Genomic DNA, 26,226 nt, shown 5'->3' with positions numbered 1-26,226 from the left:
GCTCACCGGCCGGCGGACGGCAGACCGGGACGCTGGTCCGCCGGCAGGGCTGAGCCCCCCAGGCACGGTGCGGCGTCCGCGGCGGACCCGCGCCGTCGGAGCCACGTCAGACCGGTGACGGAGGCTCCTGCCGGTCGGGATGCGCGCAGGGGGCATGCATCCCGGCCGGCTCCGCCGCACCTGGCGTTCGCCGCACGGTCGTGGATGATCCGTCCACCACTAGCCGACGGCCTGAAACGCCGCTAGCGTCTAGCCATGGCGCGGGGTTTTCCCGGGCCAGCCGGACAGCCCGGACCTGCGACCTCGCGCACGGGGCCCGCATCCGACCCCGTGTCCCACCGGGCACCGGACGTGGCGGAACTCGGGTGGCCGGGTGCCCATCCGCGGAGCAGGCCTGTGACCACTCGCCGTACCCCCGTCGGTGCCGACCAGACCCCGGCCGCGACTGCCACGACCCGCCGGACCACCCGGAGCCGCCGCGCGGCTGCCGCGTCGGCCGGCACCGAGGAGCCCCGACCAGCCGGCCCGGCGTTCGTCCTGGACACCTCGGTCCTCCTCTCCGATCCCGCGGCGTTCCACCGCTTCGCCGAGCACGAGGTGGTGCTGCCGCTGGTGGTCATCTCCGAGCTGGAGGGGAAGCGGCACCATCCCGAACTCGGCTGGTTCGCCCGGCAGTCGCTGCGCATGCTGGACGAACTGCGGGTGCGGCACGGCCGGCTGGACCGGCCGGTGCCCGCCAACGAGCAGGGCGGCACCCTGCGGGTGGAGCTGAACCACACCGACGACGGTGTGCTGCCGGCCGGCTTCCGGACCGACTCGAACGATGCCCGGATCCTCTCGGTGGCGCTCAACCTCGCCGCCGAGGGGCGCGAGGTCACCCTGGTCAGCAAGGACATGCCGCTGCGGGTCAAGGCGGCCTCGGTCGGCCTGCGGGCCGACGAGTACCGGCACGACCAGGCCAGCGACCCGACCTGGACCGGGATGGCGGAGCTGGAGCTGGGTGAGGAGGAGATCTCCCGGCTGTACGCGGGCGAGACGCTGGACCTGGACGGCGCGGCCGGGCTGCCCTGCCACACCGGTCTGGTGCTGCACTCCGGGCGCGGCTCGGCGCTCGGGCGGGTGCTGCCGGACAAGACCGTACGGCTGGTCCGGGGCGACCGGGAGGCGTTCGGCGTGCACGGGCGCTCGGCCGAGCAGCGGGTGGCGCTCGACCTGCTGCTGGACGAGTCGATCGGCATCGTGTCGCTGGGCGGCCGGGCCGGCACCGGCAAGTCCGCCCTCGCGCTCTGCGCCGGCCTGGAGGCGGTGATGGAGCGGCGCCGGCACAAGAAGGTGATCGTCTTCCGGCCGCTGTACGCGGTCGGCGGCCAGGAGCTGGGCTACCTGCCGGGCTCCGAGACGGAGAAGATGTCGCCCTGGGCCCAGGCGGTGTTCGACACGCTCGGCGCGGTGGTGCACGAGAACGTGCTGGAGGAGGTCACCTCCCGCGGCCTGCTCGAGGTGCTGCCGTTGACCCACATCCGGGGGCGGAGCCTGCACGACGCCTTCGTGATCGTCGACGAGGCGCAGTCGCTGGAGCGCGGCGTGCTCCTCACCGTGCTGTCCCGGATCGGGCAGGGTTCACGGGTGGTGCTCACCCACGACGTGGCGCAGCGGGACAACCTCCGGGTGGGGCGGCACGACGGGGTGACCGCGGTGATCGAGGCGCTGAAGGGTCATCCCCTCTTCGCGCACGTCACCCTCAGCCGTTCGGAGCGTTCTCCGATCGCCGCAATGGTCACGGATCTGCTGGAGGACATCCCGCTCTGAAGCGCCCCTTTGGCCGGGTTTAAGGGCTTTCATTTTGTGGCGCAGGTCACAAAATGCCCTCTTGGTTTCCCATCAGCCTCACTGTGCGCAATGGTGTCCATCGAGCGACTCCGACAACTCCAGCATCGGCGCGGCTTAGCCCGCGCCAACGATCTGGATCACTGACACCGGTGCGTCGGCAGCGACCGCGGGGTCGGGGCGCTCGCGACGCCGGCGTGGCGAACGACGGGCCACGCGTCGCGTCGTGTCCTTGCCCCCGACGAAGGGACCACTTCGTGAGTCGGCTGTGGAGCCGGTTCGGCGCCCGTACGGCCGCTGTCGCGCTGCTCTCCGTGGGCGTTGCCGGTGGCTTCTACCTGGGCGAAGACCGACAGACCCAGCAGCAGGGCCTGACCGCGCAGGTCGGCCTTCAGGTCGACCAGGCGGAGTACGCGTACCAGCGCGACCGGCAGGCCGACCACCGGTTGGACTCCGCCAAGCAGCGGGCCGCCGAGTACCAGGCGAAGCTGCGCGCCGCCGAGGCGGCCAAGGAGGCCGCCGAGCGGGCCAAGGAGGCCGAGGCCGCCGCGGCGTCCCGGAAGAAGGCGCGCGACGCGGCGGCGGCCGCCGTGACCAAGCCGTATGACGGGCCGATCCCGAGCTCCTGCGAGGAGTACAGCGGCAACCGGAAGATCGGTTGCGCCATCATGCTGGACGAGGGTTTCGGCATCGACCAGTTCCCCTGTCTGGACAAGCTCTGGACCAAGGAGAGCGGCTGGAACCACAAGGCCTACAACGAGTCGTCCGGGGCGTACGGGATCCCGCAGGCGCTCCCGGGCAGCAAGATGGGGTCGGTCGCGGATGACTGGAGGACCAACCCGGCCACCCAGATCAAGTGGGGCCTCGGCTACATCGAGGGCCGGTACGACGACCCGTGCGGCGCCTGGCAGCACTCGCAGAGCACCGGCTGGTACTGATCCGACGCTGAGGACGGCGGGATGTGCGGGGATCCGCGCATCCCGCCGTCGCCGTCTCCGGGCGTGCCGCGTCGCCCGGGTGGCGGTGGACCCGGATTGCTGATAGCTGTTGGTACGTGACCTGGCGCGGCGGCCCTGCGGGCGACGACCCCCGACGGTTCGGCACCGAGGCGTTCTACGCCTCGCTCGGCCGGGCCTTCGTGGCGATGTGCGCCGTCGTGCCGGTGCTTTTCCTCATCGAGGCGCTCGACGTCGGCCTGCACGCCAACCTCGACGTCACCGCCGGGATCATCCCGCGCCGGATCCAGGGCCTCGACGGGGTCGTCTTCTCGCCGTTCCTGCACGCCGGCTGGAACCACCTCTACAGCAACAGCATCCCGCTGATCCTGCTCGGGACGTTCGTGCTGGCCGCCGGCACCCGCCGGTTCCTCTGGTCGACCATGTTGATCATCCTGGTCAGTGGGCTGGGCGTGTGGTTCACCGGCTCGCCCAACTCGGTGGTGGTCGGCGCCAGCGGCGTCATCTTCGGCTACCTCGGCATTTTGCTCACCCGGGGTGTGGTCGAGCGGAGCTGGTGGAACTTCGCCGTGGTGCTGCTGGTCGGTCTGCTCTACGGCTGGCAGTTGCTCGGCATCCTTCCCACCGACGAGCGCATCTCCTGGCAGGGGCACCTGTTCGGGCTGCTGGGCGGGGTCGTCGCGGCGATCCTGTTCCGGCGCCGCCGGAGCGAGCTGCCGGACCTCGAGCGCCCGGAGTCGCCCACCGTCACCATGCCCCGGCCGGGCGTCGACGCGTAGGCGGGATGTGCTTGCCCGGGGGCAGCCCGGGGCCTACCGTCGGGATCAACACGCGTTGATCCATTGGCGAAAGTGACGGTACGCCATGCGCGAGGTCGATGTCGCCGTGATCGGGGCCGGTCCGACCGGTCTCTTCGCCGCCTACTACGCCGGCTTCCGCGGGCTCTCCGTGGCCGTGGTCGACGCGCTGCCCGAGCCGGGCGGGCAGGTGACCGCCATGTACCCGGAGAAGCTCATCCTCGACGTCGCCGGATTCCCGGCGATCAAGGGGCGGGACCTCGTGGCGAACCTGGTCGCCCAGGCCGCGCCCTTCCACCCCGAGTACCTGCTCGGCACCCGGGCGGAGAAGCTCTCCCACGTCGACGGGCGGCCCGTGCTCGGCCTGGCCGGGGGTGAGCAGCTCGGCTGCGGGGCGGTGGTGATCACCGGCGGGCTGGGCAGCTTCACGCCCCGGCCGCTGCCGGTGGCCGACAGCTTCCTGGGTGCCGGGATCGTCTATTTCGTACCGCAGCCGGCGGAGCTGGCCGGCCGGGACGTGCTGATCGTCGGCGGGGGCGACTCGGCGTTCGACTGGGCGGTCACGCTGGCCCCGATCGCCCGCTCGGTGACGCTGGTGCACCGGCGGGAGAAGTTCCGGGCGCACGCGTCGACCGTGGCGCGGGTGCAGGCCCTGCCGGTCCGGGTGGTGGTCAACGCCGAGGTGGCCCGGCTGCACGGCGAGGACCGGGTGACCGGCGCCGAGATCGCCGTACGCGGCGGCGTGGTGCAGACGCTGCCGGTGGACACGGTGGTCGCCGCCCTCGGCTTCACCGCCGACCTGGGACCGCTCGCCGAGTGGGGGCTGACGCTGGACCGCCGACACATCATGGTGGACAGCGCGATGGCCACCAACCTGCCCCGGGTCTTCGCAGCCGGCGACATCACCGAATATCCGGGCAAGGTCCGGCTGATCGCCACCGGGTTCGGCGAGGCGGCGACGGCGGTGAACAACGCGGCGGTCGCCATCGACCCGGCAGCCCACCTGTTCCCGGGCCACTCCTCGGACGGCAGCTGAGCGTCCGGCTCAGGCGGCGGGCAGGCCGACCAGGTCGGCCATCAGTCCCGTCTGGTGGTCGAAGTACTCGTCCCGGTGCGGCAGCATCCCGTTGGTCCGGCCGAAGAGCTCGAAGCTGATCAGGCCGAACAGCTGGGTCCAGCCGGCCAGGCCCCGGGCCAGCAACCCCGGCGGCAGGTCGAGGGAGAGCAGCGTGCCGAGGTCGGCCACGTCGGACCGCAGCCGCTCGGGCAGTTCCTCGTCGGGTGGGTCGAGCCGGCCGGCGGCGACGCCGTCGCGGAGGATACCGACCAGGGTCAGCGGGGGGCGGCTCGCCGGCGCGACGGTGTCCTCCGGGGCCGCGTAGCCGGGCACCGGGCTGCCGTAGAGCAGGGCGTACTCGGCGGGGTGGGCGAGCGCCCAGGTCCGGGCGGCCCGGCAGGCGGCGTGCCAGCGCCCCCGCAGGTCGGCCCGGTCGACCCCGGCGTCCGCCGCCTCGACGGCGTCGCCGAGCGCCTCGTACGCGTCGAGGATCAGCGCGGTGAGCAGGTCGTCCCGGCTGGGGAAGTAGCGGTAGATCGCCGACGAGACCATGCCCATGTCCCGGGCGACGGCCCGCAGGGAGAGGTTGGCGCCGTCCGTGGCGAGGTGGCGGCGGGCCACCGACTTGATCTCGTCGATCATGCCGGCGCGGACCCGGGCGCGGAGCGAGGGAGCGACCATGCCTTCACTCTGCCACGCCTGAGAGCGCCAATCAAAACCGAGAGCAGTGCTCTTGACGGAAGGGTGGCGCTGAGGCATGCTCTGTTGTGAGAGCGATGCTCTCTAAACGGATCTCTGCTTCGAAGGATGGCCCCCATGGCCCTGCACGTGATCGTCGGCGCCGGCCCGGTCGGCACCGCCACCGCGCGTCTCCTCGCCGAGCGCGGCGACCGGGTGCGGATGGTGACCCGCCGCGGCACCGGCCCCGCGCACCCGGCGATCGAGCGGATCGCCGCCGACGCCGCCGACACCGAGCGGCTCACCGCGCTGACCGAGGGCGCCGTGGCCCTGCACAACTGCGCCAACCCCGCGTACCACCGGTGGCCGGTGGACTGGCCGCCGCTGGCCGCCGCGCTGCTCACCGCCGCCGAACGGACCGGCGCGGTGCTCGCGACCGTCGGCAACCTCTACGGGTACGGGCCGGTCGACGGCCCGATGACCGAGCAGACCCCGCTCGCCGCCACTGGCACCAAGGGCCGGGTACGCAACCGGATGTGGGCCGACGCGCTCGCCGCCCACCGGGCCGGCCGGGTCCGGGTCACCGAGGTCCGCGGCTCCGACTACGTGGGCGTCGGCGGCACCTCGTTGGCCATGATGGTGCTGCCCCGGGTGCTCGCCGGACAGCGGGTGTTCCTGCCGGTCGACTGGGACGCCCCGCACACCTGGACGTACATCCCGGACGTCGCCCGTACCCTGGTTGCCGCCGCGACCGACGAACGGGCCTGGGGGCGGCCCTGGCACGTGCCCAGCGGGCCCGCCGTGCCGATGCGCGACCTGGCCACCCGCGCGGCGGCCCTGGTCGGGGCGCCCGCGCCGAAGCTGACCCGGATGCCCTACCCGGTGCTCTGGCTCGGTGGCCTGGCCAACCCGATGGCCCGTGAGCTGCGGGAGACCGCCTATCAGTTCGACCGCCCGTTCGTGATGGACTCGACCGCGGCCACCGCCGCCCTCGGCGTCGAGCCGACCCCGTTGGAGCAGGTGGTCAAGGAGATCGTGACCGGGCTGCGCGGCTGACCGGTGGTGCGGAAGGGGCCCCTGCCGTACAGCAGGAGCCCCTTCCTCATCGGCGCCCGGGCGGACCGAGCGCGGCGATCAGCACCGCGACCAGGGTCAGGGCCGCGCCCAGCAGGGTGGCCGGCCCGGGGTGCGAGGCCTTGGTGGGCAGCAGCAGGTCCAGCAGGACCGCCCCGACGATCTGCCCGGCGATGGTCGCCAGGCCGAGCAGCAGCACCCCGGTGAAGCGGACGATGGCGGCGGCCACCGCGATGAACACGATGCCGATCGGGCCGCCCAGGTAGAGCCAGGGCTCACTCGGCAGGCCGCCGGCCGGGCGGCCGCGGACCGCCACCTCCACCGCCCAGGTGAGCAGCAGCGCCGCCGTGCCGACGGTGAAGTTGACCAGGGTGGCGGTCATGGCGCTGGTGGCCGCCGCCCGGACCCGGCCGTTCACCGCCTGCTGCCAGGCGATGCCCACCCCGGCCGCCAGTGGCAGCAGGGCCAGCGCGAGGGCCGCCGGATCGCCGAGGCGGTCGCCCACGGCCAGCACCACCGCGACCACGGTGAGCACCGCGCCGACCAGCCGGTTCGGGGTGACCGGCTGGCGTCCGGTCGGGCCGATCCCGGCCCGGTCCACCAGCAGGCTGCTGCCGGACTGCCCGGCCACCACGGCGACCGTGAACACCGCCACACCCAGGGTGCCGATGGTCAGCCCCTGGGTGGCGACCAGGAAGGCGCCGCACACCCCGCCGAGGCACTGCCACGGCCGGAGCGAGCCGTCCCGCAGCGCCGACCGGAGGGCGGCCAGGCCCCGCCGGCCACCGGGGGTGGCGGGGACCAGCACCAGCAGGATCAGCAGGCCCAGACCGAACGAGACCACCGCGGCGGCGATGCCGTCGGCCAGGCGTACGCCGAGTTCGCCGTTGATCCGGGACTGCACGGCCACCGCCAACCCCGAGGCGGTGGCCAGCCCGACGCCGGCGATCCGCCGCGTGGCCGGCAGCGTGGGGGGCGCCGCCGTCCCGGTCGCGCTCACTCCTGTTCGGCCAGGGGCCGGCCGTCGAAGTCGACCGCCGAGTAGAGGGCGAGCTTCTCCAGCCGGTGGTACGAGTCGATCACCCGGATCGTGCCGCTCTTGGAGCGCATCACGATCGACTGGGTGTACGCCCCGCCTGCCCGGTAGCGCACGCCGCGCAGCAGGTCACCGGAGGTGACGCCGGTGGCCACGAAGAAGCAGTTGTCCCCGGTGACCAGGTCGTCGGTGAACAGCACCCGGTCCAGGTCGTGGCCGGCGGCGAGCGCCTTCTCCCGCTCCTCGGCGTCCTTCGGCCAGAGCTTGGCCTGCATCATCCCGCCCATGCACTTGAGCGCGCAGGCCGCGGTGATGCCCTCCGGGGTGCCGCCGATGCCCATCAGCACGTCGACGTCGGACTCGCCCCGGGCCGCCGCGATGGCGCCGGCGATGTCGCCGTCGGAGATGAACCGGATGCCCGCCCCGGTACGCCGGATCTGCTTCACCAGGTCGTTGTGGCGCGGCCGGTCCAGCACACACACCGTCACCTCGGCGGTGTCGCTGCCCTTGACCCTGGCGATCCGCTGGATGTTCTCGGCCACCCCGGCGTTGATGTCGACCACGTCGGCGTACATCGGGCCGACGGCCAGCTTCTCCATGTAGAAGACCGCGCTCGGGTCGAACATCGCGCCGCGCTCGGCCACCGCGAGCACCGCGAGGGCGTTCGGCATGCCCTTGCTCATCAGGGTCGTGCCGTCGATCGGGTCGACCGCGACGTCCACCTCGGGTCCGGTCCCGTCGCCGACCTCCTCGCCGTTGAAGAGCATCGGGGCGTTGTCCTTCTCGCCCTCGCCGATCACCACGACGCCCTTCATCGGGATCGAGTTGATCAGCTTGCGCATGGCGTCGACGGCGGCACCGTCGCCGCCCTCCTTGTCGCCCCGGCCGACCCAGCGGCCGGCCGCCATCGCCGCGGCCTCGGTCACCCGGACCAGGTCGAGGGCGAGGTTACGGTCGAGATTCTGCGGCGTCCGCGTCCTGGTGGTTGTCATGACGGCTTCCTCCTCGCGACGTTGCGGGGTGGACCGGCGGTGAACGGCCGTGGCCGCCGCCGGTTTTGTCGCTGATCCTCACACGATCTCAGGTTCGGCGCGGGAGCGGGGCGGAGGAGGCCAGGATCACGTCACCTGGACGGCTGCGAGAATGGCCGGGTGGAACCCGCACAGCCTGCCGATCGCGTACCGACCGACGCCACCCCGCCGGACGGCCAGCCGCCGGTCGGGCCGACCCCCGGACCGGCCCCGGAGGCCGCCGAACCGGCCCTGGTCGAGTCGCCGGCCGGGCCCGCGCCGCTGGCCGACGCGGGCGTACCGGCCCTGGTCGAGCCGGTCGGGGGCCCGGCCCGGGGCGGCGCCAGCAGTCACCCGGCCGTCGCCGGCGACCAGCCCGCCCCGCCCGCCCGCAAGGAGAAGGCGCGCTCGGAGCGGTCGCCCCGGGACATGGCCCTGTCGCTGCTGGTGCTGCTGGTGCCGATCGTGCTGCTGCTCGCCTTCTACCGGGGCTTCCTCGGTGGGGACCAGCCGACCACGGTCGACCCGAACCCCGCCGTCGAGCAGGCCCGGGCGGCCGGCGCCTTCCCGGTCAGCCGGCCCGAGGGGCTCGACAAGGGCTGGCGTACGGTCAACGCCCGCTACCAGGCGCAGCCGGGGGGCGCGACGCTGCGGATCGGCTACGTGACCCCGGAGGGCCGGGGGGCGCAACTGGTGGAGAGCAACGTGCCCGCCGAGCGGCTGCTGCCGGCCGAGCTGAAGGAGGGCCAGCCGCAGGGGCCGGTCGACCTGCGGGGCGGGAGCTGGCAGCGCTACACCGCGCGGGGCAACGAGCAGGCCCTCGTCCTGCTGGAGCCGAACCGGACGGTGATCGTGGTCGGCGACGCCGGCGAGAACGAGCTGCGGCAGCTGGCGACCGCGCTGCGCTGACCCGTCGGGCCGCTTCCGGTGCCCCCGGTCATCGGACCGGTCCGCTAGGCTGCCCGGACCTGACGGATCCGGCACACGTGCCGTGTCGGGACAGCTCACCGGAAAGAGAAACAACGTGAACATTCGACGGTGGAGCGTCGGCGTCCTCGCCGCCGCCCTGTTCGTGCCCGGTCTGGCCGCGTGCAAGACCGAGGCCGACTCGCCGACCGCCGAGAGCAAGTCCGCCGCCCCGGCGGCCCCCGCGGACCCGAAGGAGGCGCTGCTGGCCTCCACCAAGGAGATCCAGCAGGGCAACTTCAGCTTCACCATCAAGGGTGGCGAGCTCAACGGCGAGGGCAAGGTGCACAAGCCGTCCAAGAGCGCCGAGATGAAGTTGTCCAGCCCGGCCAGCTCCGCGGACGACATGTCGATGAACATGCACCTCGTCTTCATCGACGCCGACAGCTGGGTCAAGATGGAGTTCGGTGGCCCGATGGCCGACTCGGTCCCCGCCCTCAAGGCCATGAAGGGCAAGTACCAGCACCTCGACCGCAGCAAGATCAAGGACAGTGACGAGCTGAACTTCGACTTCGCCGACGTCGACCCGGCCGGCAGCGACAAGCTGGTCAACGCCATCACCGACGTCAAGAAGACCGGCGAGGGCACCTACGCCGGCACCATCGACACCACCAAGGCGACCGATGCGGACCTGCTCGACGAGGAGGCCGTCAAGGCGCTCGGGGCGAAGGCCAACGCCGTGCCGTTCACCGCGAAGCTCGACCCGCAGGGCCGGCTGACCGAGTTCACGGTCGAGGTGCCGGCGGCCGGCAGCGCCAAGGCGCAGCAGCTGACCGTCGCGTACACCGACTACGGCACCGTCAGCGCCGTCCAGGCGCCGCCGGCCGGCCAGACCGTCGAGGCGTCCGACCAGGTCTACGAGATGTTCAAGGCCTGATCCGGGCCCGGGTGGGGGCGGGTCGACCGTCCCCACCCGGCGGGCCGGACCGGACAGGGATTGCGGAACGACGCTTCAGGGAACAGAAAAGGGCACGAGCCGACCGGGCCGCCACCGCGGCCGGACGGGCTCGTGCGCCGGAGCCGGTGTGAGGCTGCGGCGCCAGCCTCCGGCACCTCGTGGGCCGGACGACCCACCTGGAGAGTTCTCGTGAAGATTCGACGCTTCAGCGCGGCGGCCTTCGCCGCGGCGCTGCTCATCCCCGGCCTGACGGCCTGCAACGGCACCGGGACCGGCGAGGCGGGGGCCTCCGCGTCCCCCACGGTCTCGGGCAGCATCGCGCCGAGCGGCACGCCGTCCTCCGGCGACGCCAAGCAGGCGCTGCTCGACTCCACCAACGCCATCCGTGAGGGGAACTTCCGGTTCACCATGTCCGGGCCCGGCTCCACCGCCGAGGGGCAGGTGCACGAGCCGAGCCAGAGCGCGGAGATGCGGATGACGATCGGCGACCCGTCCTCGGACGTGATGATGAAGCTGGACGTGATCCATTTCAAGCCGGACAGCTGGGTGAAGCTGGAGCTCGGCGGCAAGGCCGCGAGCAGCATCCCCGGGGTGCAGAAGCTCAACCTTGGCAAGTACCAGCACCTCGACCAGACCCGGATCAAGGGCAACCGGGCGCTCGGCTTCGACTTCGACCAGCTCGACCCGGCGGGCAGTGCCGTGCTGACCCAGGGCGTCACCGAGGTCCGGCAGACCGGCGACGGCACCTACGCGGGCACCGTCGACATTTCGAAGGCGGCTCAGGCCGGCTCGCTCGACCCGGCCGTGATCACCGCGCTCGGCGCCCAGGCGAAGACCGTGCCGTTCACCGCCAAGGTCGACCCGCAGGGCCGGCTCAGCGAGCTGGTGCTGCAGGTGCCGGCCGCCGGGCAGAACGCCGCCCAGGACGTCAAGGTCACCTACTCGGACTACGGCAACGCCACGGCCGCGCAGAAGCCGCCGGCCGACCAGGTCGTCGAGGCGCCGCCGGAGTTCTACAACCTGTTCAACTGAGCGTGCGGGGGCGGGGCGGCGGCGGCCGTCCCGCCCCTTACTGCTCGGCGCGTTCGCGGGCCGCGTCGAATCGGGCCCGCGCTCCGTCCAGCCAGCGCTGGCAGATCCCGGCGAGCTGCTCGCCGCGCTCCCAGAGCGCCAGCGACTCCTCCAGGGAGGTGCCGCCCGCCTCCAGCCGCTCGACCACCTGGGCCAGCTCCGCGCGGGCCTGCTCGTAGCTGAGCCGCTCGTCCTTCTGCTCGTCAGTCATCGATTCCATCCCGTTCAGCCGTCCACGGTTGCGGCGAGTTCACCCTCGGCGAGGCGCACCCGCAGCGGGTCGCCCTTGGCCACCTCCGCCGCCGCGCGGACCACGTGGCCGTCGGCGCGCTGCACGATCGCGTACCCCCGGTCGAGGGTGGCCGCGGGGGAGAGCGCGCGCAGCCGGGCCAGGGTGTGCCGCAGGTCGTCCCCGGCCGCGCCGAGCCGGTGGTCCAGGCAGCGGCCGGCCCGGTCGCGCAGCGCGGTGACCTCGGTGGCCCGCTGGTCCACCATCACCTGCGGGCGGGCCAGCACCGGGCGGGAGCGGAGCAGGTCCAGCCGGTGCGACTCCCGGTCGACCAGGTTGCGCACCGCTCGCTCCAGCCGGGACCGGGCCTGGCCGATCAGCCGGACCTCGTCGCCGAGGTCGGGGACGATCCGCTTCGCCGCGTCGGTCGGGGTGGACGCGCGTACGTCGGCGACATAGTCGAGCAGCGGGGCGTCGGTCTCGTGGCCGATCGCGCTGACCACCGGCGTGCGGCAGGCGAAGACCGCCCGGCAGAGCGCCTCGTCGGAGAAGGGGAGCAGGTCCTCGATGCTGCCGCCACCCCGGGCGATGACGATCACGTCGATCGCCGGGTCGGCGTCGAGCACCTTGAGCGCGTCGACGATCTGCGGCACCGCGCTCGGCCCTTGCACGGCGACGTTCACGGTCCGGAACTCCACCGCCGGCCAGCGCCGCCGCGCGTTGGTGAGCACGTCCCGCTCGGCGGCCGAGGCGCGGCCGGTGATCAGCCCGATCCGGCCGGGCAGGAACGGCGGGCGGCGCTTGCGGGACCGGTCGAAGAGACCCTCGGCGGCGAGCAGCTTCTTGAGCTTCTCCAGCCGGGCCAGCAGCTCGCCCAGCCCCACCTGGCGGATCTCGTCGGCGCGCAGGCTGAGGGTGCCCCGGGCGGCGTAGAACTCGGGCTTGGCGTGCAGCACCACCCGGGCGCCCTCACGCAGCTCCGGGGCGCCCGTGTCGAGCACGTCGCGGTTGGTGGTGACGGTGAGGCTCAGGTCGGCCGAGGGGTCGCGCAGGGTGAGGAAGACGGTGGTGGCCCCTGGGCGGCGGCTGATCTGGGCGACCTGCCCGTCCACCCACACCCAGCCCAGCCGGGCGATCCAGGCGCTGATCTTCTGGCTGACCACCCGGACCGGCCACGGCTCCTCGGACGTGCTCCGCCCCGGCTCGCCGGCGCCCTGCCCCACCTCGCTCACCCGCCCACCCTACGGCCCACCCCTGACGATCAAGAGGTTTGCGTCCGGTGGGGCGGTTTTCCCGACCCAAACCCCTTGATCAACCGGTCGGGCGGGGGCGCGAGGGGGCGGTGCGGCCGGGCCGTGGTGCGCGTCGCGCCCGGTGCCGGGCAAAAACCGGGCACGTACGATGGTTGGGTGACTGAGGCTGAGACCACTCCCCGGACCGGCAAGCGCGTGCTCCTGGCCAAGCCCCGCGGCTACTGCGCGGGCGTGGACCGGGCGGTGCAGACCGTCGAGGAGGCGTTGAAGCTCTACGGCGCCCCGATCTACGTCCGCAAGCAGATCGTGCACAACAAGCACGTCGTGCAGACCCTGGAGGCCAAGGGCGCGATCTTCGTGGAGGAGAACGAGGAGGTGCCCGAGGGCGCCACCGTCATCTTCTCCGCGCACGGTGTCGCCCCCGAGGTCTACGAGCAGGCCAGGGACCGTTCGCTCAGGGCCATCGACGCGACCTGCCCGCTGGTCACCAAGGTGCACCAGGAGGCCCGCCGGTTCGCCGCCGAGGACTACGACATCCTGCTGATCGGCCACGAGGGGCACGAGGAGGTCATCGGCACCGCCGGTGAGGCCCCCGCCCACATCCAGCTGGTGGACGGGCCGGACGGCGTCGACAAGGTCACCGTGCGCGACCCGAACAAGGTCGTCTGGCTCTCACAGACCACCCTCTCGGTCGACGAGACGCTGGAGACCGTCGCCCGGCTCAAGCAGCGGCTGCCGCTGCTCCAGTCGCCGCCCAGCGACGACATCTGCTACGCCACCTCCAACCGGCAGCACGTGGTCAAGGAGATCGCGCCGGACTGCGATGTGGTGATCGTCGTCGGGTCGCGCAACTCCTCCAACTCCGTCCGCCTGGTCGAGGTGGCCCTGGACGCCGGCGCCCGCGCCGGGCACCTGGTCGACTTCGCCCACGAGATCGACGACGCCTGGCTGGCCGACGCGCGTACGGTCGGGGTCACCTCCGGCGCCAGCGTGCCGGACGAACTGGTCCAGCAGGTGCTCGCCCACCTCGCGGAGCGGGGCTTCACCGACGTGGAGGAGATCCTCACCGCCAACGAGCGGTTGACCTTCTCGCTGCCGCAGGAGCTCAAGCGGGACATGAAGGCCGCGGCCGGCCGCCGCTGACGGGCCGGAACGGATCACCCACCCGGCGCGTCCAACCCGCCATGAAGACTCCTCGGACGGTGCTCGTCGCCCTGGTCGCCGCAGCGGCGTTGACCGCCTGCGCCGCCCCGGGCGCCGACCCCGACAGCCCCGGAACGACGGGAGCCGCCCCGATGACCAGCGCGCCCGACCCCGGCCCCACCTCCAACGACCCGTACAACCCGCTCGACCCGAGGCCGCCGCGGGGCGGCGCGGCCAAGCCGGCCGGTCCCAGCACCACCCTGACCGGCACGGTGCAGGCCGGGGTGGAGCCGAACTGCTTCCTGCTCGACGGCAACCTGCTGGTCGGGGCGCCGCGCGGCGCGCTGAAGGACGGCGCGCGGGTGACCGTCACCGGCCATTCCCAGCCGGGCCTGATGACCACCTGCCAGCAGGGCACGCCGTTCGTCGTGGATTCCGTCCGCCCTGCCTGACGGGCGGGCCCGAACGGCATGGAGCCCGTCCCCGGATCGGGGGACGGGCTCCGTGGTCCGATCAGACGGTCAGTTCACCGCGCCGATCGAGACGTTCCCCCGCCCGACGACGGCGCCCTGGTCGGTGACCACGAGCAGCTCACCGAAGAGGCGGCGACCCGGGGACGGCGCCGACTGGGCCGTCACCGACCCGCTCAGGCCGGCCGTCGCGCCGTTGGCCAGTGCCACGGTGGTCGCGTTCGCGTCCAGGCTGCCCAGCGAGGCGGCGTAGAAGACGTCCCGGTAGTCGTACGTCGTGGTGCCGGCGGGCACGGAGTACCCGTCGATGATCACGTCGTACGTGCCGGCAACCGGGTTCGCGATCGACACCGACTCGTCCGAGTCGCCGTCGGCCGACTGGGCCACCCGGACCCCATTGCGCTGGACGACCAGGTCGAGGTCGGCCTTCGGGTCGCTCGGGTTGTTGATCGCCACGTCCAGCCGGGTCGCGCCGGCCGGCACGGTCACCTGGTAGATCTGCCGCTCGCCGTTGGCGATGGTCGGCCGGCTGACCGCCGCGCTGCCCAGCGGGCCGCCCTTGCCACTGACCGTCACCGGACCGAAGGTGTTGGTCAGGCTCCAGGTCACCGGGGTGGCCTGACCGGCGGTGACGGACGGCAGCTCCACCGTCGCCGGGTCGACCTTCACGCCCTGCACCGCGGCGCTCAGCGTGAACGGGTTCTCCAGCAGCGGCGAGGTCCGCCGCGACTCGACCTCGATCTCCCACAGGCCCGGCAGCGGGTTGGCGTAGTCCCGCTCGTCCGCCTTGCAGGTGTTGGCCGGGTTCGTGAAGTTGTTGTAGCAGCCGGTGCTGGCCGTGCTCTCGACCGGCACCCCGTACGGGTTGAACGCGATGAACCGGGTCTGCGAGCCGGCCGCCAGGCCCGACAGGTTGACCTGCAGCGCCGAGGCGCCCGCCGGCACGTTGACGAAGTACGAGGTGAACGCGTTACGGTCCACCGAGCCGGAGGTGCTGAAGCGGTAGTCCGGCGCGGTCACGTTCCGGCCGATGACGATCGTGTTGAGCACCTCGAAGTCGACGCCGGGGGTGGCCGGGTCGTCGACCCGCATGACGGCGCTGTGCACGCCGTACCCGCCGTTGGTCTCCAGCTCGAGCTTGACCGGCTTGTTCAGCGGCAGCACCAGGCTGCGCCGGTAGTCGCGGAACGTGCCGTCGTTACCCAGCAGGCTCACGTCGTGCCGGACGTTCCCGGCCGGACCGGTGGTCCGGGTGAATGTCAGGGTGTAGGTCTTGTCCACGTTGGGCGCCTGACCGCCCTGGCCGACGGCACACGCGTTGTAGACACCGGTACCGGTGCCCGGGGTGGCCAGATAGCCGGAGAGCGCGGAGCAGACCGGCGCGGTGACCGAGTAGTTCCGCAGCTGGAGGTTCTGGCCGGCGAGCAGGTTCCACGCCCCGACCGTGTTGAACATGCCGTTGCCCTGGCCGTGTGCCGGCACGCCCTCGATCCAGGTGGCCGAGGAGTAGATCGCCCGGCGCAGCTCGGCGGGGGAGACCCCGAACCCGTTGGCCTTGGCGGCCGAGAGCAGCAGTGCCGCCGCGCCGGTCGCCTGCGGCGAGGCCATCGAGGTGCCGTTCAGCATCGAGTAGCCCGGCGGCAGCTGGTAGCCGGCCTCCGGCACCGGTCCGCCCGGCTGCCACAGCGGGGTGGTGGAGATCGCCGAGCCGGGGGCGGTGATGTTCGGCTTGAAGCCGCCGTCCTCACGCGGCCCGCGGGAGGAGAAGTTGAACAGCTGGTACGGCGTCCGCGTCGCGGAACCGTAGTTGGCCTGCCAGGTCTCCTTGCTGACCCCGGCGGCCACGCTGACCACGCTGCTCGCCACCGACGGGTCGCCCACGGTGTTGACGCCCGGGCCCGAGTTGCCCGCCGAGATAAACAGCTGCACGCCGTAGTCGTTGATCAGCCGGTCGTAGAGCTGGGCGCGGGCGTTGTTGGCATCGTTGAGCGCCGGCAGGCCGCCGATCGACATGTTGATCACGTCGACGTGCCGGTTGACCACGAGCTCCACCATGCCGTCGGTGAGCGCCGCGTAGGTGCAGCCGCCGCCCCAGCTGCAGGCCCGGGCCGAAACCAGCTTGGCGCCGGGCGCGGCGCCGTCGAACGCGGCGTCGCCGAACATGTCGTTGGCGGCGGTGATGCCGGCCACGTGCGAGCCGTGCTGCGCCTCGACGATGCCGATGTTGACGAAGTCGGCGGTGCCGGGCAGGCCGGCGGGGGTGGTGTCGACGTCCTCGCGGTACTCGACGACGAACGGGGTCCGCTCGGCGATCGGGGTGGCGGGGTTGTCGGTGCCGAAGTGGCCGACGTCGAAGCGCTCCTTGTAGGGGCGCATCACCGGGTCGTCGGTGAAGTCGAGGTTCTGGTTCGTGTCGACCCGGATGTCGTGCGTCTCCGGGTCGTACAGGATGCCGAAGGTGTCGGTCTTGTCGCCGTCCTTGTTGATGTCACCGCCGGGCTCGTCGTTGGCGGTGATGCTCTCCGAGAACCGGTTGATCCGCCAGGTCCCCGCCGGCGCCTTCCAGGTGGTGCCCGCGTAGCTGAAGGTCGGGCCGGTGACCTGGGTGAGCATGGCCCGCCAGGTGCCGTCACCGTCCAGCAGCGGGTCGGTCGCGGTGAACCAGTCGACGATCTTGCGCTCGCCGGTGGAGGTGGTCTGGAGCGCGGGGTTGTCCAGGTCCACACCGGAGTCCATGATGCCGATCGTCACGCCGCGGCCGTCCCACTCGGGGTGGGCCTGCTTGAACGCGACCGCGCTGGTCTCGTTGGTCGGCATGTACGGGTTGGCGGCCGGGGTGTCCGGGCCGGGTGCCGCCGCGGCGGCCTGGGCGCCGCCCTCCGCCGATCCGGTGACCGGCTCGGGCTTCGGCAGCGGGATCGACTCGTTCAGGTCGATGGCCGCCACGCCGGGCAGCTTCGCGGCCTGGAGCACGGCGTCGGTGGGCACGGAAGCGCGGATGTATCCGACTCCGTCCACCTCCTTGGCCACCGTGGCGCCGAGCTTGCGGAGCTGGTCGGCGACGGTGCCGGCCTGGCCCTTCTCCGTGGCGACGATGAGCACCACCCGCTTGTCGCCCTTGGCGCGGGCCTGGGCGAGCAGCTCGTGGTCGTGTGAACCGAGCTTGTCGGCGCCGTGGCCCTTGGGGGCCTTGACGGGAGCCTGGGGTGCCGCGCTGGCGCTGGTGGTGCCGGCCGTCAGCGTGATCGCGCCGGCGGCGACGACCGACGCCGCGAAGCCGGCCGAGACGCGACGCGTCCAGCTGGGAGGTCTGTCCACGTTGTCTTCCTCCGACGAGAAAGGGGGAAGCCCCGGGGGTGCAGGGCGGATGAGATGGATCTTCGATGATCGGCGCGCGACTGTCACTGGCGCGCTGCGAGTTGTGACCTCGTTGTGTCGTGGGCCGAGCAACCCTGTCACAATGCCCCGAACCGTTGCTGCGTGACAACCACTGGCTGGAGCATTGCGGCGCGTCGATCGTCCGCGCCGCTCGGCCGTTCGGCTGACACCGGCCGACGATCGACCTCAGTCGGCGAGCTCGGGCGCCTGCGGCTGGCGGGGCGTGACCTCGACCTGCGCCGGGGCGACCAGTTCCTGGTCGGAGACGCCCAGCTCGGCCAGCTTGCGGGCGCTCACCAGCACCCGCGCCTCCAGCGACCCGACCGCCCGGTTGTACGCGGTGACCGCTCCGCCCAACGAGGCGCCCAGCTTGCCGACGTGGTCGCCCAGGGTGGACAAACGCCCGTACAGCTCCCGGGCCAGCGAGTGCACGGTGGCGGCGTTGCGCGCGAGGGCCTCCTGCCGCCAGGAGTAGGCCACCGTGCGCAGCAGCGCCACCAGGGTGGCCGGCGTCGCCAGCACCACGTTGCGGGCGAAGGCGTGCTCCAGCAGCGTCGGGTCGCGCTGCAACGCCACGTCGAGGAACGGGTCGGCCGGTACGAACAGCACCACGAACTCGGGGGTCTGGTCGAACGCCGCCCAGTAGGACTTGGCGGCGAGCGAGTCCACGTGCGCCCGCAGGTGCCGGGCGTGCGCGTCGAGCTGGCCGTCCCGTCCCCGCTCGTCGCGCGCCTCCATCGCGGTCAGGTACGCGTCGAAGGGCGCCTTCGCGTCCACCACGACCGTCCGGCCGCCGTGCAGTCGGACCACCAGATCGGGACGGACCCCCTGGTGGTCGGTGGCGGCGGTGACCTGCTCGTTGAAGTCGCAGTGCTCCAGCATCCCGGCCGCCTCGACGATCCGGCGCAGCTGGTGCTCGCCCCACCGGCCGCGGACCTGCGGGGCGCGCAGCGCCGCCACCAGCTGCTTGGTCTCGGTGCGCAGCTCGCCGGAGACGGTGCTCATCGCGCGGACCTGCTCGCGCAGCTCGGCGTACGCGTCGACCCGGTCCCGCTCCAGCTCGGCGACCCGCTGCTCGTAGCGGCGGAGGGTGTCGTGCAGGGGCGCCACCGCCCGGGCGACCGCCTCCTGGGACTGCGCGGTCGCCTCGTAGTTGAGCGCCCGCATGGACTGCTCCAGCCGCCCCTCACCGTCTCGGGTGGCGGTCAGCGTGGCCTCCAGCCGGGCGATCTCGGCGGCCGACCGGGACCGGGCGGCCAGCCAGCCGACCGCGGCCCCCGCGGCGAGGCAGAGCACCACCACGGCCAGCGTCGCGAAGGTCATGGCAGAGAGCTTGCCAAACGGGTACGACGTGCGCCCGCTGGGTACGTTCGAGTCATGGAACTTGCCCTGTGGCTGGTCCTGATCCTGATGCTCGGAGGTGCCCTGGTGTTCTGGCGGTGGGGGAGCAGGTCCCGGCGGGCCACCGAGCTGGCCGACGCCCGCGCCGAGGCGCAGCGCTGGTACGAGCGGCTCGGCGGCCAGTTGATGAACCTGCACGGCGACGCGCCGGCGGTCCGCCAGGCGCTGGCCGACGCGGGCGAGCGGTACAACGCGGCCGGCTCCCAGCTGGAGCAGGCGCGTACCCCGCACCAGTTCGCGCTGGCCCGGGAGACCGCGCTGGAGGGGTTGGCGTACATCCGGGCCGCACGGACCGCGCTGGGCATCGACCCGGGGCCGGAGCTGCCGCCGCTGGCCGCCGCCCGGGGCGCCGGCACGCTCACCAAGGAGCGCGAGGTCAACGTGCAGGGGCAGACCTACCGGGCCGGGCCGCAGCCGGGCAACCGGACGCCCTACTACTACCCGGGCGGTAACTGGCAGGGCCGGCCGGTGCCCGCCGGCTGGTACTCGACGCCCTGGTGGAAGACGGCGCTCGGCACCGGGGCCGGCGTGCTCGGCGGCCTGCTGATCGCCGACGCGCTCTTCTCGCCCGCCTTCGCCGACCCCGGGTACGGCTACGAGGCCGGCTACCAGGAGGGCTTCCAGGACGGGTTCGGCGACGGCCAGGACTACGGCGACCAGGGCGGCAACGACGTCGGCGGCGACCAGTTCGCCGGTGACCAGGGCGACTGGTCCGGCGGCGACTACGGCGGCGGGGGCGACTACGGCGGGGACTACGCCGGGGGCGACTTCGGCGGGGATTTCGGCGGCGGCGACTTCGGGGGCGGGGCCAAGAAGCGGATCGGCTGGCCGGCCTACATCGTGGGGGCCGCCCGGCACCTGCGGGACCGGCCGATGCGGGTGTCCATCCGGATCGACGGCGGGCCACCGCTGCGCCGCCGGGCCCGGTCGGTCCTGGTCGCCAACGTCGGCCGGCTCCAGGGCGGCGTACGCCTGCTCACCGACGCCGAGCCCGACGACGGCTGGCTCGACGTCGCGGTGCTCACGCCGCGGACGCTGGGCCACTGGCTGGCGATGGGCTGGGCGCTGGTCCGCCGCCGCGGCAGCGTGCCCCGGATGGAGGTGCTCCGGGCCCGCAAGGTCGAGATCACCAGCACCCGGAGCCAGCCCCGGCAGCTCGACGGCGACCTGATCGAGCCGGGCCGGTCGCTGAAGGCCGAGATCCGGCCCGAGTCGCTCTGGCTCTGCGTGCCGCGACCCGAACGTGACCCCGACCTGTCGGTGGACGCCGACGCGGCGGCCGAGCGCGGTGAGCGGCTGGTCGAGGAGGCCCGCCGTGAGTAGCACCAAACTGGTCCCCGAGACCCGGCTGATGTCGGAGGAGGAACTCTCCGCCGACGACGCCTGGCGCACCCTGCGCCGGCACGGCGGCTGGTGCCTGCTGCGCGACGCCTTCATCCGGTTCCGCTACGGCGACGGCTTCAGCCACTCCCGGGCGTTCGCCCTCCAGCTCTGCCTGGCCGTGGTGCCGTTCCTCATCGCGCTCACCGGTCTGATCACCGACCTCGGCGCCGACAAGGGCGGCAAGGTGGTCGCCGACACCGTGCTGGCGCTCACCCCCGGGCAGAGCGAGTCCGTGGTGCACGACCTGCTCGCCGACACCGAGCACACCGAGCGGGCCGGCGAACTGGCGCTGACCCTCGGCCTGCTCACCGGGCTGATCGCGCTCACCACCGTGATGGCCCAGATCGAACGGGGCGCCAACCGGATCTACGGGGTCGAGCGGGACCGGCCCGCCCTCGCCAAGTACCTGCGCGCCGCCGTCCTCGCCCTGGTCGCCGGCGTGCCCGCGCTCACCGGCTTCCTGATCCTGGTCGGCGGCCGGGCGATGGGCGCCTCGGTGCAGCGGCACTACGAGTGGGGCACCTTCGCGAACGCCGCCTGGGACGTCATCCGCTGGCCGCTCAGCCTCGGCCTGACCGTGCTGGCCGTGGCGGCGCTGTTCCGGCACGCGCCCCGGCGCAAGCAGCCCGGCCTCTCCTGGCTCTTCTTCGGCGCCGGGATCGCCACCGCGCTCTGGTGGCTGGCCAGCCTGCTGCTCGCCGCGTACGTCAAGTACAGCGGCGGGTTCGGGCAGACCTACGGCGCGCTGACCGGAATGATGGCCCTGCTGCTCTGGGCCAACCTGACCGGGATGGCGGTCTTCGGCGGGCTGGCCTTCGCCGCCCAGCTGGAGGCGATGCGGATCGGTGTGGAGGAGCCCGCCCAGCCCGACCTCTGGGAGCCGGACGCCGAGCGCGAGGAGCTGCTCGACACCGGGGAGATGACCGCCCTCTGACAACCCGCCGTACCGGGTGTAGCGGCGGCCGGAATCGGGTACAGCGCGCCTCGCAGAACATAAGGGAGGTGCTCAGGTGACCGCGGTCAAGGAAGCGGCCCGGCGGCCGCTCGGCCACTTCGCCGAGCGGAGCGTCGTGGGCCTGCTCGCCGTCGCCGGCGCGGGTGTCGCGTTCGGCGTGCTGCTGATGCTCGTGCGGTTCCACTGGGGGCCGCTCTACCACGCCGACCACGAGGCGGCCGAGTGGTTCAACCACCTCGTGGCGCCGCACCATCCCGTGGTCACCGTGCTCACCGCGATCACCGACCTGGGCGGCCGGCCGGTGCTGATCTGGCTGGTCACCATCGCGGTGATCAGCCTGCTGATCCGCCGCCAGTCCCGGCTGGCCGCGTACCTGATCATCACCGGGGTCGGCGGGCTGATCCTCGACCCGTCGCTGAAGGCGCTGGTCGGTCGGCTCCGCCCGGTCGTCGACGTGCCGATCACCCACGCTCCCGGCAACAGCTTCCCGAGCGGGCACGCGCTCGGCTCGTTCGTCGCGTACGGGGCGCTGCTGCTGGTCTTCCTGCCGGCCATGCGGCCCCGCTGGCGCAAGCCGGCCATCGCCGTCGTCGCCGTGCTGGTCTTCCTGATCGGGCTCACCCGGATCGCGCTGGGCGTGCACTTCGTCTCCGACGTGCTCGGTGGCTGGCTGCTCGGCGCCCTCTGGCTCGGCGTCAGCGCGTACGCCTTCCGGCTCTGGCGGCGCGAGCGCGGCCGCACCGTACCGCCGATCACCGAGGGCCTGGAGCCGGAGGCGGGGGAGGACATCAAGCCCGCGCCGGCCGAGGAACGCCTGCTCGACCACCCCCGCTCGTCCGTCGCCGAACTGCTGGTCGGCTGGGTGATCGTGTTCGGTGCCCTCTACGGCTTCGGCATGTTCGTCAGCTACCACGCCAAGGGCACCTTCCTCGACACCATGGACACCGCGGTCCCGCAGTGGTTCGCCGCCCGGCGTACCGACCAGCTCACCGAGCTGAGCTGGTGGTGGAGCAAGTTCGGCGACACCCACGCGATCCTGCTGGTCTCGCTGGTCTTCTGCCCGCTGGTGCTGGCGGTCTGGAAGCGCTGGCGACCGGTGCTCTTCGTGGTGCTGGCGATGTTCGGCGAACTCAGCCTCTTCCTGGCCAGCGCCCGGGTGGTCGAGCGGCCCCGCCCGCAGGTGCCGAACCTGGACGGTCACATGCCGACCTCGTCGTTCCCGTCCGGGCACATCGCGGCCACCATCTGCCTGTGGAGCGTCATGGCGATCATCGTGTTCGTGCGGACCGACCGCTGGTGGCGGTGGCTCTTCGTGGCGATGGCCGTGATCATGCCGATCGGCGTGGCGATCTCCCGGATGTACCGGGGGATGCACCACCCGACCGACTTCATGGGCGCGATCCTGCTCGCCGGGCTCTGGATCCCGCTGCTCTACTGGGTGGTCCGCCCGAACGCCGACGTGTACGACGGGAACCAGCCGGCGATCAAGTCCGAGCAGGTGCACGAGCTGGACGACGAGCTGGCCAAGGCCGGCCGGGACGGCTGACCGCGCCCGATGCTGCGGGTGATGACCTGGAACATCCGTACCGGCGGGCGGGACCGCGACGGGACCGACCGGTGGGACCGGATCCTCACGGTCGTCGCCGGTCAGCGCCCGGACGTGCTGGCCCTGCAGGAGCTGCGCGGCCTGGACCGGGGCGGGCGGCTGGCCGACCTGGCGGGCCGGGTGGGGATGGTCCCCACCTGGCCCGGTCCTGCTTCGGGCAGCCGGTGGCGGTGCTGGTCCGCGCGCCGCTGCGGGTACTCCGGTCCGGCCGGGTACGCCGTCCCTTCCACCACGCGGCCGCCCGGGTCGAGGTGGTCACCTCGGCCGGGCCGCTGACCGTGCTCAGCACCCATCTCGACCCGTACTCCGGCGGGCGGCGGCGGATGGAGGCCGACTGGCTGGCGGTGACGCTGCGGCGTACCGGGGGCCGGTTGGCCCTGCTCGGCGGGGACCTGAACACCCTGGAACCGGACGTCGACCACACCGCCCGGCTGGCCGGCCTCGCCGAGCTCTACCGGCGGCGGCACCTGCGCCGCGGCGGCCGTACGGTCGACACCCGCGCGGTCGCCCGGCTGCGCGACGCCGGCCTGGTCGACCTGTGGCCGCACCTCGGCGGCGCGGAACCGGACGGGTTGACCGTGCCCACCCGGCACGGCGGGGCCGAGTTCGCCGGGATGCGGCTGGACTACCTGCTCGCCACCCCCGACCTCGCGGCCCTGGCCCGCACAGTCCGGGTCGTCCGCGACGCCCCGGCCGACACCGCCTCCGACCACTACCCGGTCCTGACCGACCTGGCCCTCGACCCGACCTGACCCGCGCCGCGTTCGCTACGCCCCCGCTCCCCGCAGCGAGCGGCCATTTTCCCGGAAAGAGTGGCCTCGGCTGCTCGCGAGGCCACTCTTTCCGGGAAGTTGCGCGGATCTCGGCGCGCCCGACCGGTCAGAGGATCAGGTTCAGCAGGACCGTCAGCACCACCGAGGCGAGGATCGAGAAGAGGATCATCAGCAGGCAGCCGAGCCCGCCGCCGGCGGGCCGGATCTCGGTGTTCCCGATACGCATGGCTCACCTTCTCAGCGCGGGCGCCAGCAGGGTGCGGATCGCGTCGGCGACCTGCGCGGGCGCGGTGGTGGCGACGTTGTGCGCGGCGGCCGGCACGGCGACCGACCGACCGTCGGGTACCAGCCGGGCGGCCTCCGCCCGCCAGCGTGCCGGGGCGACGGTGTCCCGGGCGCCGCCGAGCACCAGCGTCGGCGCGGTGACCCGGACCAGGTCCGCCTCGATCGCGTTGCGCACCGAGTGGGACAGGGTGGCGGAGATCCGCCGGGGCCGCGCGTCCCACACGTCCCGGAGCAGGATCGGCACCTGGAACTTGGCCTCCCGCAGGCTGTCGACCAGCCAGCGGCCGAACTGCCCCCGTCGGCTGCGGGCGGCCGGATCGCTGGTCGGGCCCGCCAGCACCAGGGCGCGGACCAGGTCCGGGCGGCCGGCGGCGAGCGCGGCCGCCACCTCCGCGCCGAAGGAGTGCCCCACCAGGCAGACCCGGTCCAGCCGGTACGCGTCCAGCCAGGCCGCCAGGTGCGCGGCGTGCCGGGGCACGTCGTACGCGGTGCCGGGGCGCTCGGTCAGTCCGAAGCCGGGCAGGTCCGGCACGTACACGGGATGGGTGGGGGAGAGGGCGACGGCCAGCGGAGTGAGGTAGCGGTGCGAGACGGCGAGACCGTGCAGCAGCACCACCGCGGGCGCGTCCCCGCCCGGGTCGGCCGAGCGGCGGGTGTGCGTACGCAGCCCGGCGACGAGCCGGAACTCGCTGGTCAGGCCCGCCGCCGGCCGGGGCGCGGCCAGGGCGAGGCGGAGGTCCGCCAGCCCGAACCGTCCGGGCGGGGACGTTCGCCCGATCGCCGCCGTCACAGCTCGCGCAGCCGGGGCAGCAGCTGCTCCTGCGCCCAGTCCAGGAACATCGGCTGGCTGTCGCGGCCGACCTGCACCAGCGCCACGTGGGTGAACCCCGCGTCGACGAACTTCTTGAACGCCTCGACGTGCCGTTCCACGTCCGGCCCACAGGAGATGCCCCGCGCCACGTCGTCCTCCCGGACGAACTGGGTGGCCGCCGCGAAGGAGTCCGGGTCGGGCAGGTCCGCGTTGACCTTCCAGCCCAGGCCGAACCAGCGGAACTGGTCGTGGGCGATCTTGCGGCACTCGGCCTCGTCCGGGCCGTAGCAGATGGCCACCTGCCCGTAGCGGGGGCGGCCCGCGCCGCCGGCCTCCTCGTACATGTCCACCAGGTGCGGCAGCGGGTCGGTGGCGATCAGCGCGTCGCCGTACTCGGCGGCGAGGGTGGCCGACTGCCGGCCCGAGGCGGCCACGGCCATCGGCACCGGACGCTCCGGCCGGTCCCAGACGTACGCGTCGGGGACGTCGAAGTGGTTGCCGGAGAAGGTCAACGTCTCGCCGTTGAGCAGCGGCCGGATGATCTGCAACGCCTCCTCGAACATCTCGTGCCGCTGCTGCACGTGCGGCCAGCCGCCGATCACGTGTTCGTTGAGGTTCTCCCCGGCACCCAGGCCGAGGGTGAACCGGCCGTCCGAGAGCACCCCGATCGTGCTCGCCTTCTGCGCCACCACCGCCGGGTGGTAGCGGCGGATCGGGCAGGTCACGAAGGAGAGCAGCTCGGCCCGGCTGGTGGCGTGCGCGACCGCGCCGAGCACCGACCAGGCGTACGGGGAGTGGCCCTGGCTGTCCAGCCAGGGGTTGTAGTGGTCGGACATCACCAGGTGGTCGAAGCCGGCGGCCTCGGCGCGGACGGCGTGGTCGACCAGCTGCTTGGGGCCGGCCTGTTCGCACATGAGGGTGTAGCCGACATTGACCATGACGCTTCTCCTTCCGGGCCGATCGTCACCGGATACCCGGGCCCGCGCGGGCCAACCCTGGTGTCCGCTTTCGACCCGGCCCGCGGCTTGACGCCGGAGGGGACGATGCCTACAGTCCGGCTTAACCGGTTCAGACCGGGGCGAAGGCGCCGGCCGCGCCGACGTACTCGGGCTCCCGTTCCCGGTGGCCGACGTCCACCGCGACCAGCCCACGCGGGTCGAACCCGGTCG

The 26,226-nt window shown here is 73.0% G+C and carries 23 protein-coding genes and 3 pseudogenes; 16 read left to right on the top strand and 10 right to left on the bottom strand.

Going from position 1 to position 26,226, the window contains the following annotated elements; genetic code table 11:
• Positions 1–396 precede the first annotated feature (396 nt).
• The 4 genes from ACWEVO_RS05505 to ACWEVO_RS05490 all read left to right on the top strand — a co-directional run bounded on the left by ACWEVO_RS05505 (position 397) and on the right by ACWEVO_RS05490 (position 4,616).
• Positions 397–1,809, top strand: a complete 1,413-nt coding sequence (locus ACWEVO_RS05505; RefSeq protein WP_452306364.1) for a PhoH family protein — start codon at positions 397–399, stop codon at positions 1,807–1,809.
• Between the two features lie 275 nt (positions 1,810–2,084).
• Positions 2,085–2,765, top strand: a complete 681-nt coding sequence (locus tag ACWEVO_RS05500) for an aggregation-promoting factor C-terminal-like domain-containing protein (protein WP_452306363.1) — start codon at positions 2,085–2,087, stop codon at positions 2,763–2,765.
• A gap of 116 nt (positions 2,766–2,881) precedes the next feature.
• Positions 2,882–3,562, top strand: coding sequence for a rhomboid family intramembrane serine protease (locus ACWEVO_RS05495; RefSeq protein ID WP_452306362.1), 681 nt, complete (start codon positions 2,882–2,884; stop codon positions 3,560–3,562).
• Positions 3,563–3,647: 85 nt separating this feature from the next.
• Entirely contained in the window at positions 3,648–4,616 is a 969-nt protein-coding gene (locus tag ACWEVO_RS05490; protein WP_452306361.1) for an NAD(P)/FAD-dependent oxidoreductase, read from the top strand.
• A gap of 9 nt (positions 4,617–4,625) precedes the next feature.
• Here the strand turns inward: ACWEVO_RS05490 and ACWEVO_RS05485 are convergent, their stop codons facing one another.
• Positions 4,626–5,318, bottom strand: a complete 693-nt coding sequence (locus ACWEVO_RS05485; RefSeq protein WP_452306360.1) for a TetR/AcrR family transcriptional regulator — start codon at positions 5,316–5,318, stop codon at positions 4,626–4,628.
• Positions 5,319–5,453: 135 nt separating this feature from the next.
• On the opposite strand from ACWEVO_RS05485, the gene ACWEVO_RS05480 reads away from it, so the two are divergent.
• On the top strand, positions 5,454–6,371 hold the full coding sequence (locus ACWEVO_RS05480; protein WP_452306359.1) for an NAD-dependent epimerase/dehydratase family protein: 918 nt from the start codon (positions 5,454–5,456) through the stop codon (positions 6,369–6,371).
• A 46-nt stretch (positions 6,372–6,417) separates the two neighbouring features.
• Here ACWEVO_RS05480 and ACWEVO_RS05475 read toward each other — a convergent pair whose 3' ends face one another.
• Together ACWEVO_RS05475 and glpX are read right to left on the bottom strand one after the other, a co-directional pair.
• Positions 6,418–7,389, bottom strand: coding sequence for a DMT family transporter (locus ACWEVO_RS05475; protein ID WP_452306358.1), 972 nt, complete (start codon positions 7,387–7,389; stop codon positions 6,418–6,420).
• Positions 7,386–8,417 carry a class II fructose-bisphosphatase gene (gene glpX / locus ACWEVO_RS05470; protein ID WP_452306357.1) on the bottom strand — a complete coding sequence of 344 codons (1,032 nt, stop codon included), beginning with the start codon at positions 8,415–8,417 and terminating at the stop codon, positions 7,386–7,388. Before glpX ends, ACWEVO_RS05475 begins: the two co-directional genes overlap by 4 nt.
• Positions 8,418–8,576: 159 nt before the next feature.
• Here glpX and ACWEVO_RS05465 point away from each other — a divergent pair, with 159 nt between their 5' ends.
• From ACWEVO_RS05465 to ACWEVO_RS05455, 3 genes are all read left to right on the top strand, one after another.
• Positions 8,577–9,344, top strand: coding sequence for a DUF4245 family protein (locus tag ACWEVO_RS05465; protein ID WP_452306356.1), 768 nt, complete (start codon positions 8,577–8,579; stop codon positions 9,342–9,344).
• A gap of 115 nt (positions 9,345–9,459) precedes the next feature.
• A complete protein-coding gene (locus tag ACWEVO_RS05460; protein WP_452306355.1) occupies positions 9,460–10,278 on the top strand; it encodes a hypothetical protein in 819 nt (272 codons plus the stop codon).
• Positions 10,279–10,488: 210 nt separating this feature from the next.
• Positions 10,489–11,331, top strand: coding sequence for a hypothetical protein (locus tag ACWEVO_RS05455; RefSeq protein WP_452306354.1), 843 nt, complete (start codon positions 10,489–10,491; stop codon positions 11,329–11,331).
• A 37-nt stretch (positions 11,332–11,368) separates the two neighbouring features.
• Here the strand turns inward: ACWEVO_RS05455 and ACWEVO_RS05450 are convergent, their stop codons facing one another.
• Together ACWEVO_RS05450 and xseA are read right to left on the bottom strand one after the other, a co-directional pair.
• The gene (locus ACWEVO_RS05450; RefSeq protein ID WP_452306353.1) at positions 11,369–11,581 is read right to left on the bottom strand and encodes an exodeoxyribonuclease VII small subunit; all 213 of its coding nucleotides are present in this window, start codon (positions 11,579–11,581) and stop codon (positions 11,369–11,371) included.
• A gap of 14 nt (positions 11,582–11,595) precedes the next feature.
• Entirely contained in the window at positions 11,596–12,831 is a 1,236-nt protein-coding gene (gene xseA, locus ACWEVO_RS05445) for an exodeoxyribonuclease VII large subunit (protein WP_452306352.1), read from the bottom strand.
• 177 nt (positions 12,832–13,008) lie between these two features.
• Here xseA and ACWEVO_RS05440 point away from each other — a divergent pair, with 177 nt between their 5' ends.
• Both ACWEVO_RS05440 and ACWEVO_RS05435 read left to right on the top strand, forming a co-directional pair.
• Positions 13,009–13,995 (top strand): 4-hydroxy-3-methylbut-2-enyl diphosphate reductase, encoded by a 987-nt coding sequence (locus tag ACWEVO_RS05440; RefSeq protein WP_452306351.1) that lies wholly within the window; start codon positions 13,009–13,011, stop codon positions 13,993–13,995.
• Between the two features lie 41 nt (positions 13,996–14,036).
• Positions 14,037–14,447 carry a hypothetical protein gene (locus tag ACWEVO_RS05435; RefSeq protein ID WP_452306350.1) on the top strand — a complete coding sequence of 137 codons (411 nt, stop codon included), beginning with the start codon at positions 14,037–14,039 and terminating at the stop codon, positions 14,445–14,447.
• Positions 14,448–14,516: 69 nt separating this feature from the next.
• Here the strand turns inward: ACWEVO_RS05435 and ACWEVO_RS05430 are convergent, their stop codons facing one another.
• Positions 14,517–17,783, bottom strand: a complete 3,267-nt coding sequence (locus ACWEVO_RS05430; RefSeq protein WP_452306349.1) for a S8 family serine peptidase — start codon at positions 17,781–17,783, stop codon at positions 14,517–14,519.
• Between the two features lie 246 nt (positions 17,784–18,029).
• The gene (locus ACWEVO_RS05425) at positions 18,030–19,166 is read right to left on the bottom strand and encodes a DNA recombination protein RmuC (protein ID WP_452306348.1); all 1,137 of its coding nucleotides are present in this window, start codon (positions 19,164–19,166) and stop codon (positions 18,030–18,032) included.
• 54 nt (positions 19,167–19,220) lie between these two features.
• Here ACWEVO_RS05425 and ACWEVO_RS05420 point away from each other — a divergent pair.
• From ACWEVO_RS05420 to ACWEVO_RS05395, 6 genes and pseudogenes are all read left to right on the top strand, one after another.
• Positions 19,221–20,042 (top strand): annotated as a pseudogene (locus ACWEVO_RS05420) (hypothetical protein); the annotation flags it as partial.
• A gap of 12 nt (positions 20,043–20,054) precedes the next feature.
• Positions 20,055–20,567, top strand: a pseudogene (locus tag ACWEVO_RS05415) (diacylglycerol/lipid kinase family protein); the annotation flags it as partial.
• Positions 20,560–21,561 (top strand): YihY/virulence factor BrkB family protein, encoded by a 1,002-nt coding sequence (locus ACWEVO_RS05410; RefSeq protein ID WP_452306347.1) that lies wholly within the window; start codon positions 20,560–20,562, stop codon positions 21,559–21,561. The pseudogene ACWEVO_RS05415 and the gene ACWEVO_RS05410, both read left to right, overlap by 8 nt.
• A 76-nt stretch (positions 21,562–21,637) precedes the next feature.
• Positions 21,638–23,128 (top strand): phosphatase PAP2 family protein, encoded by a 1,491-nt coding sequence (locus tag ACWEVO_RS05405; protein ID WP_452306346.1) that lies wholly within the window; start codon positions 21,638–21,640, stop codon positions 23,126–23,128.
• 9 nt (positions 23,129–23,137) lie between these two features.
• Positions 23,138–23,464 (top strand): endonuclease/exonuclease/phosphatase family protein, encoded by a 327-nt coding sequence (locus tag ACWEVO_RS05400; RefSeq protein ID WP_452306345.1) that lies wholly within the window; start codon positions 23,138–23,140, stop codon positions 23,462–23,464.
• On the top strand, positions 23,359–23,940 hold the full coding sequence (locus ACWEVO_RS05395) for an endonuclease/exonuclease/phosphatase family protein (protein WP_452306344.1): 582 nt from the start codon (positions 23,359–23,361) through the stop codon (positions 23,938–23,940). Before ACWEVO_RS05400 ends, ACWEVO_RS05395 begins: the two co-directional genes overlap by 106 nt.
• A gap of 250 nt (positions 23,941–24,190) precedes the next feature.
• Here ACWEVO_RS05395 and ACWEVO_RS05390 read toward each other — a convergent pair whose 3' ends face one another.
• The 3 genes and pseudogenes from ACWEVO_RS05390 to ACWEVO_RS05380 all read right to left on the bottom strand — a co-directional run.
• Positions 24,191–25,036, bottom strand: coding sequence for an alpha/beta fold hydrolase (locus ACWEVO_RS05390; protein ID WP_452306343.1), 846 nt, complete (start codon positions 25,034–25,036; stop codon positions 24,191–24,193).
• Positions 25,033–25,995, bottom strand: a complete 963-nt coding sequence (locus tag ACWEVO_RS05385) for a TIGR03557 family F420-dependent LLM class oxidoreductase (protein ID WP_452306342.1) — start codon at positions 25,993–25,995, stop codon at positions 25,033–25,035. Before ACWEVO_RS05385 ends, ACWEVO_RS05390 begins: the two co-directional genes overlap by 4 nt.
• Before the next feature lie 139 nt (positions 25,996–26,134).
• A pseudogene (locus ACWEVO_RS05380) lies at positions 26,135–26,226 on the bottom strand (oxidoreductase); the annotation flags it as partial.

The organism is Micromonospora sp. NPDC003776 (genome assembly GCF_053605645.1).
Note: the sequence above shows the minus strand (reverse complement) of the source record. Positions and strands in the feature narration are given on the sequence as shown.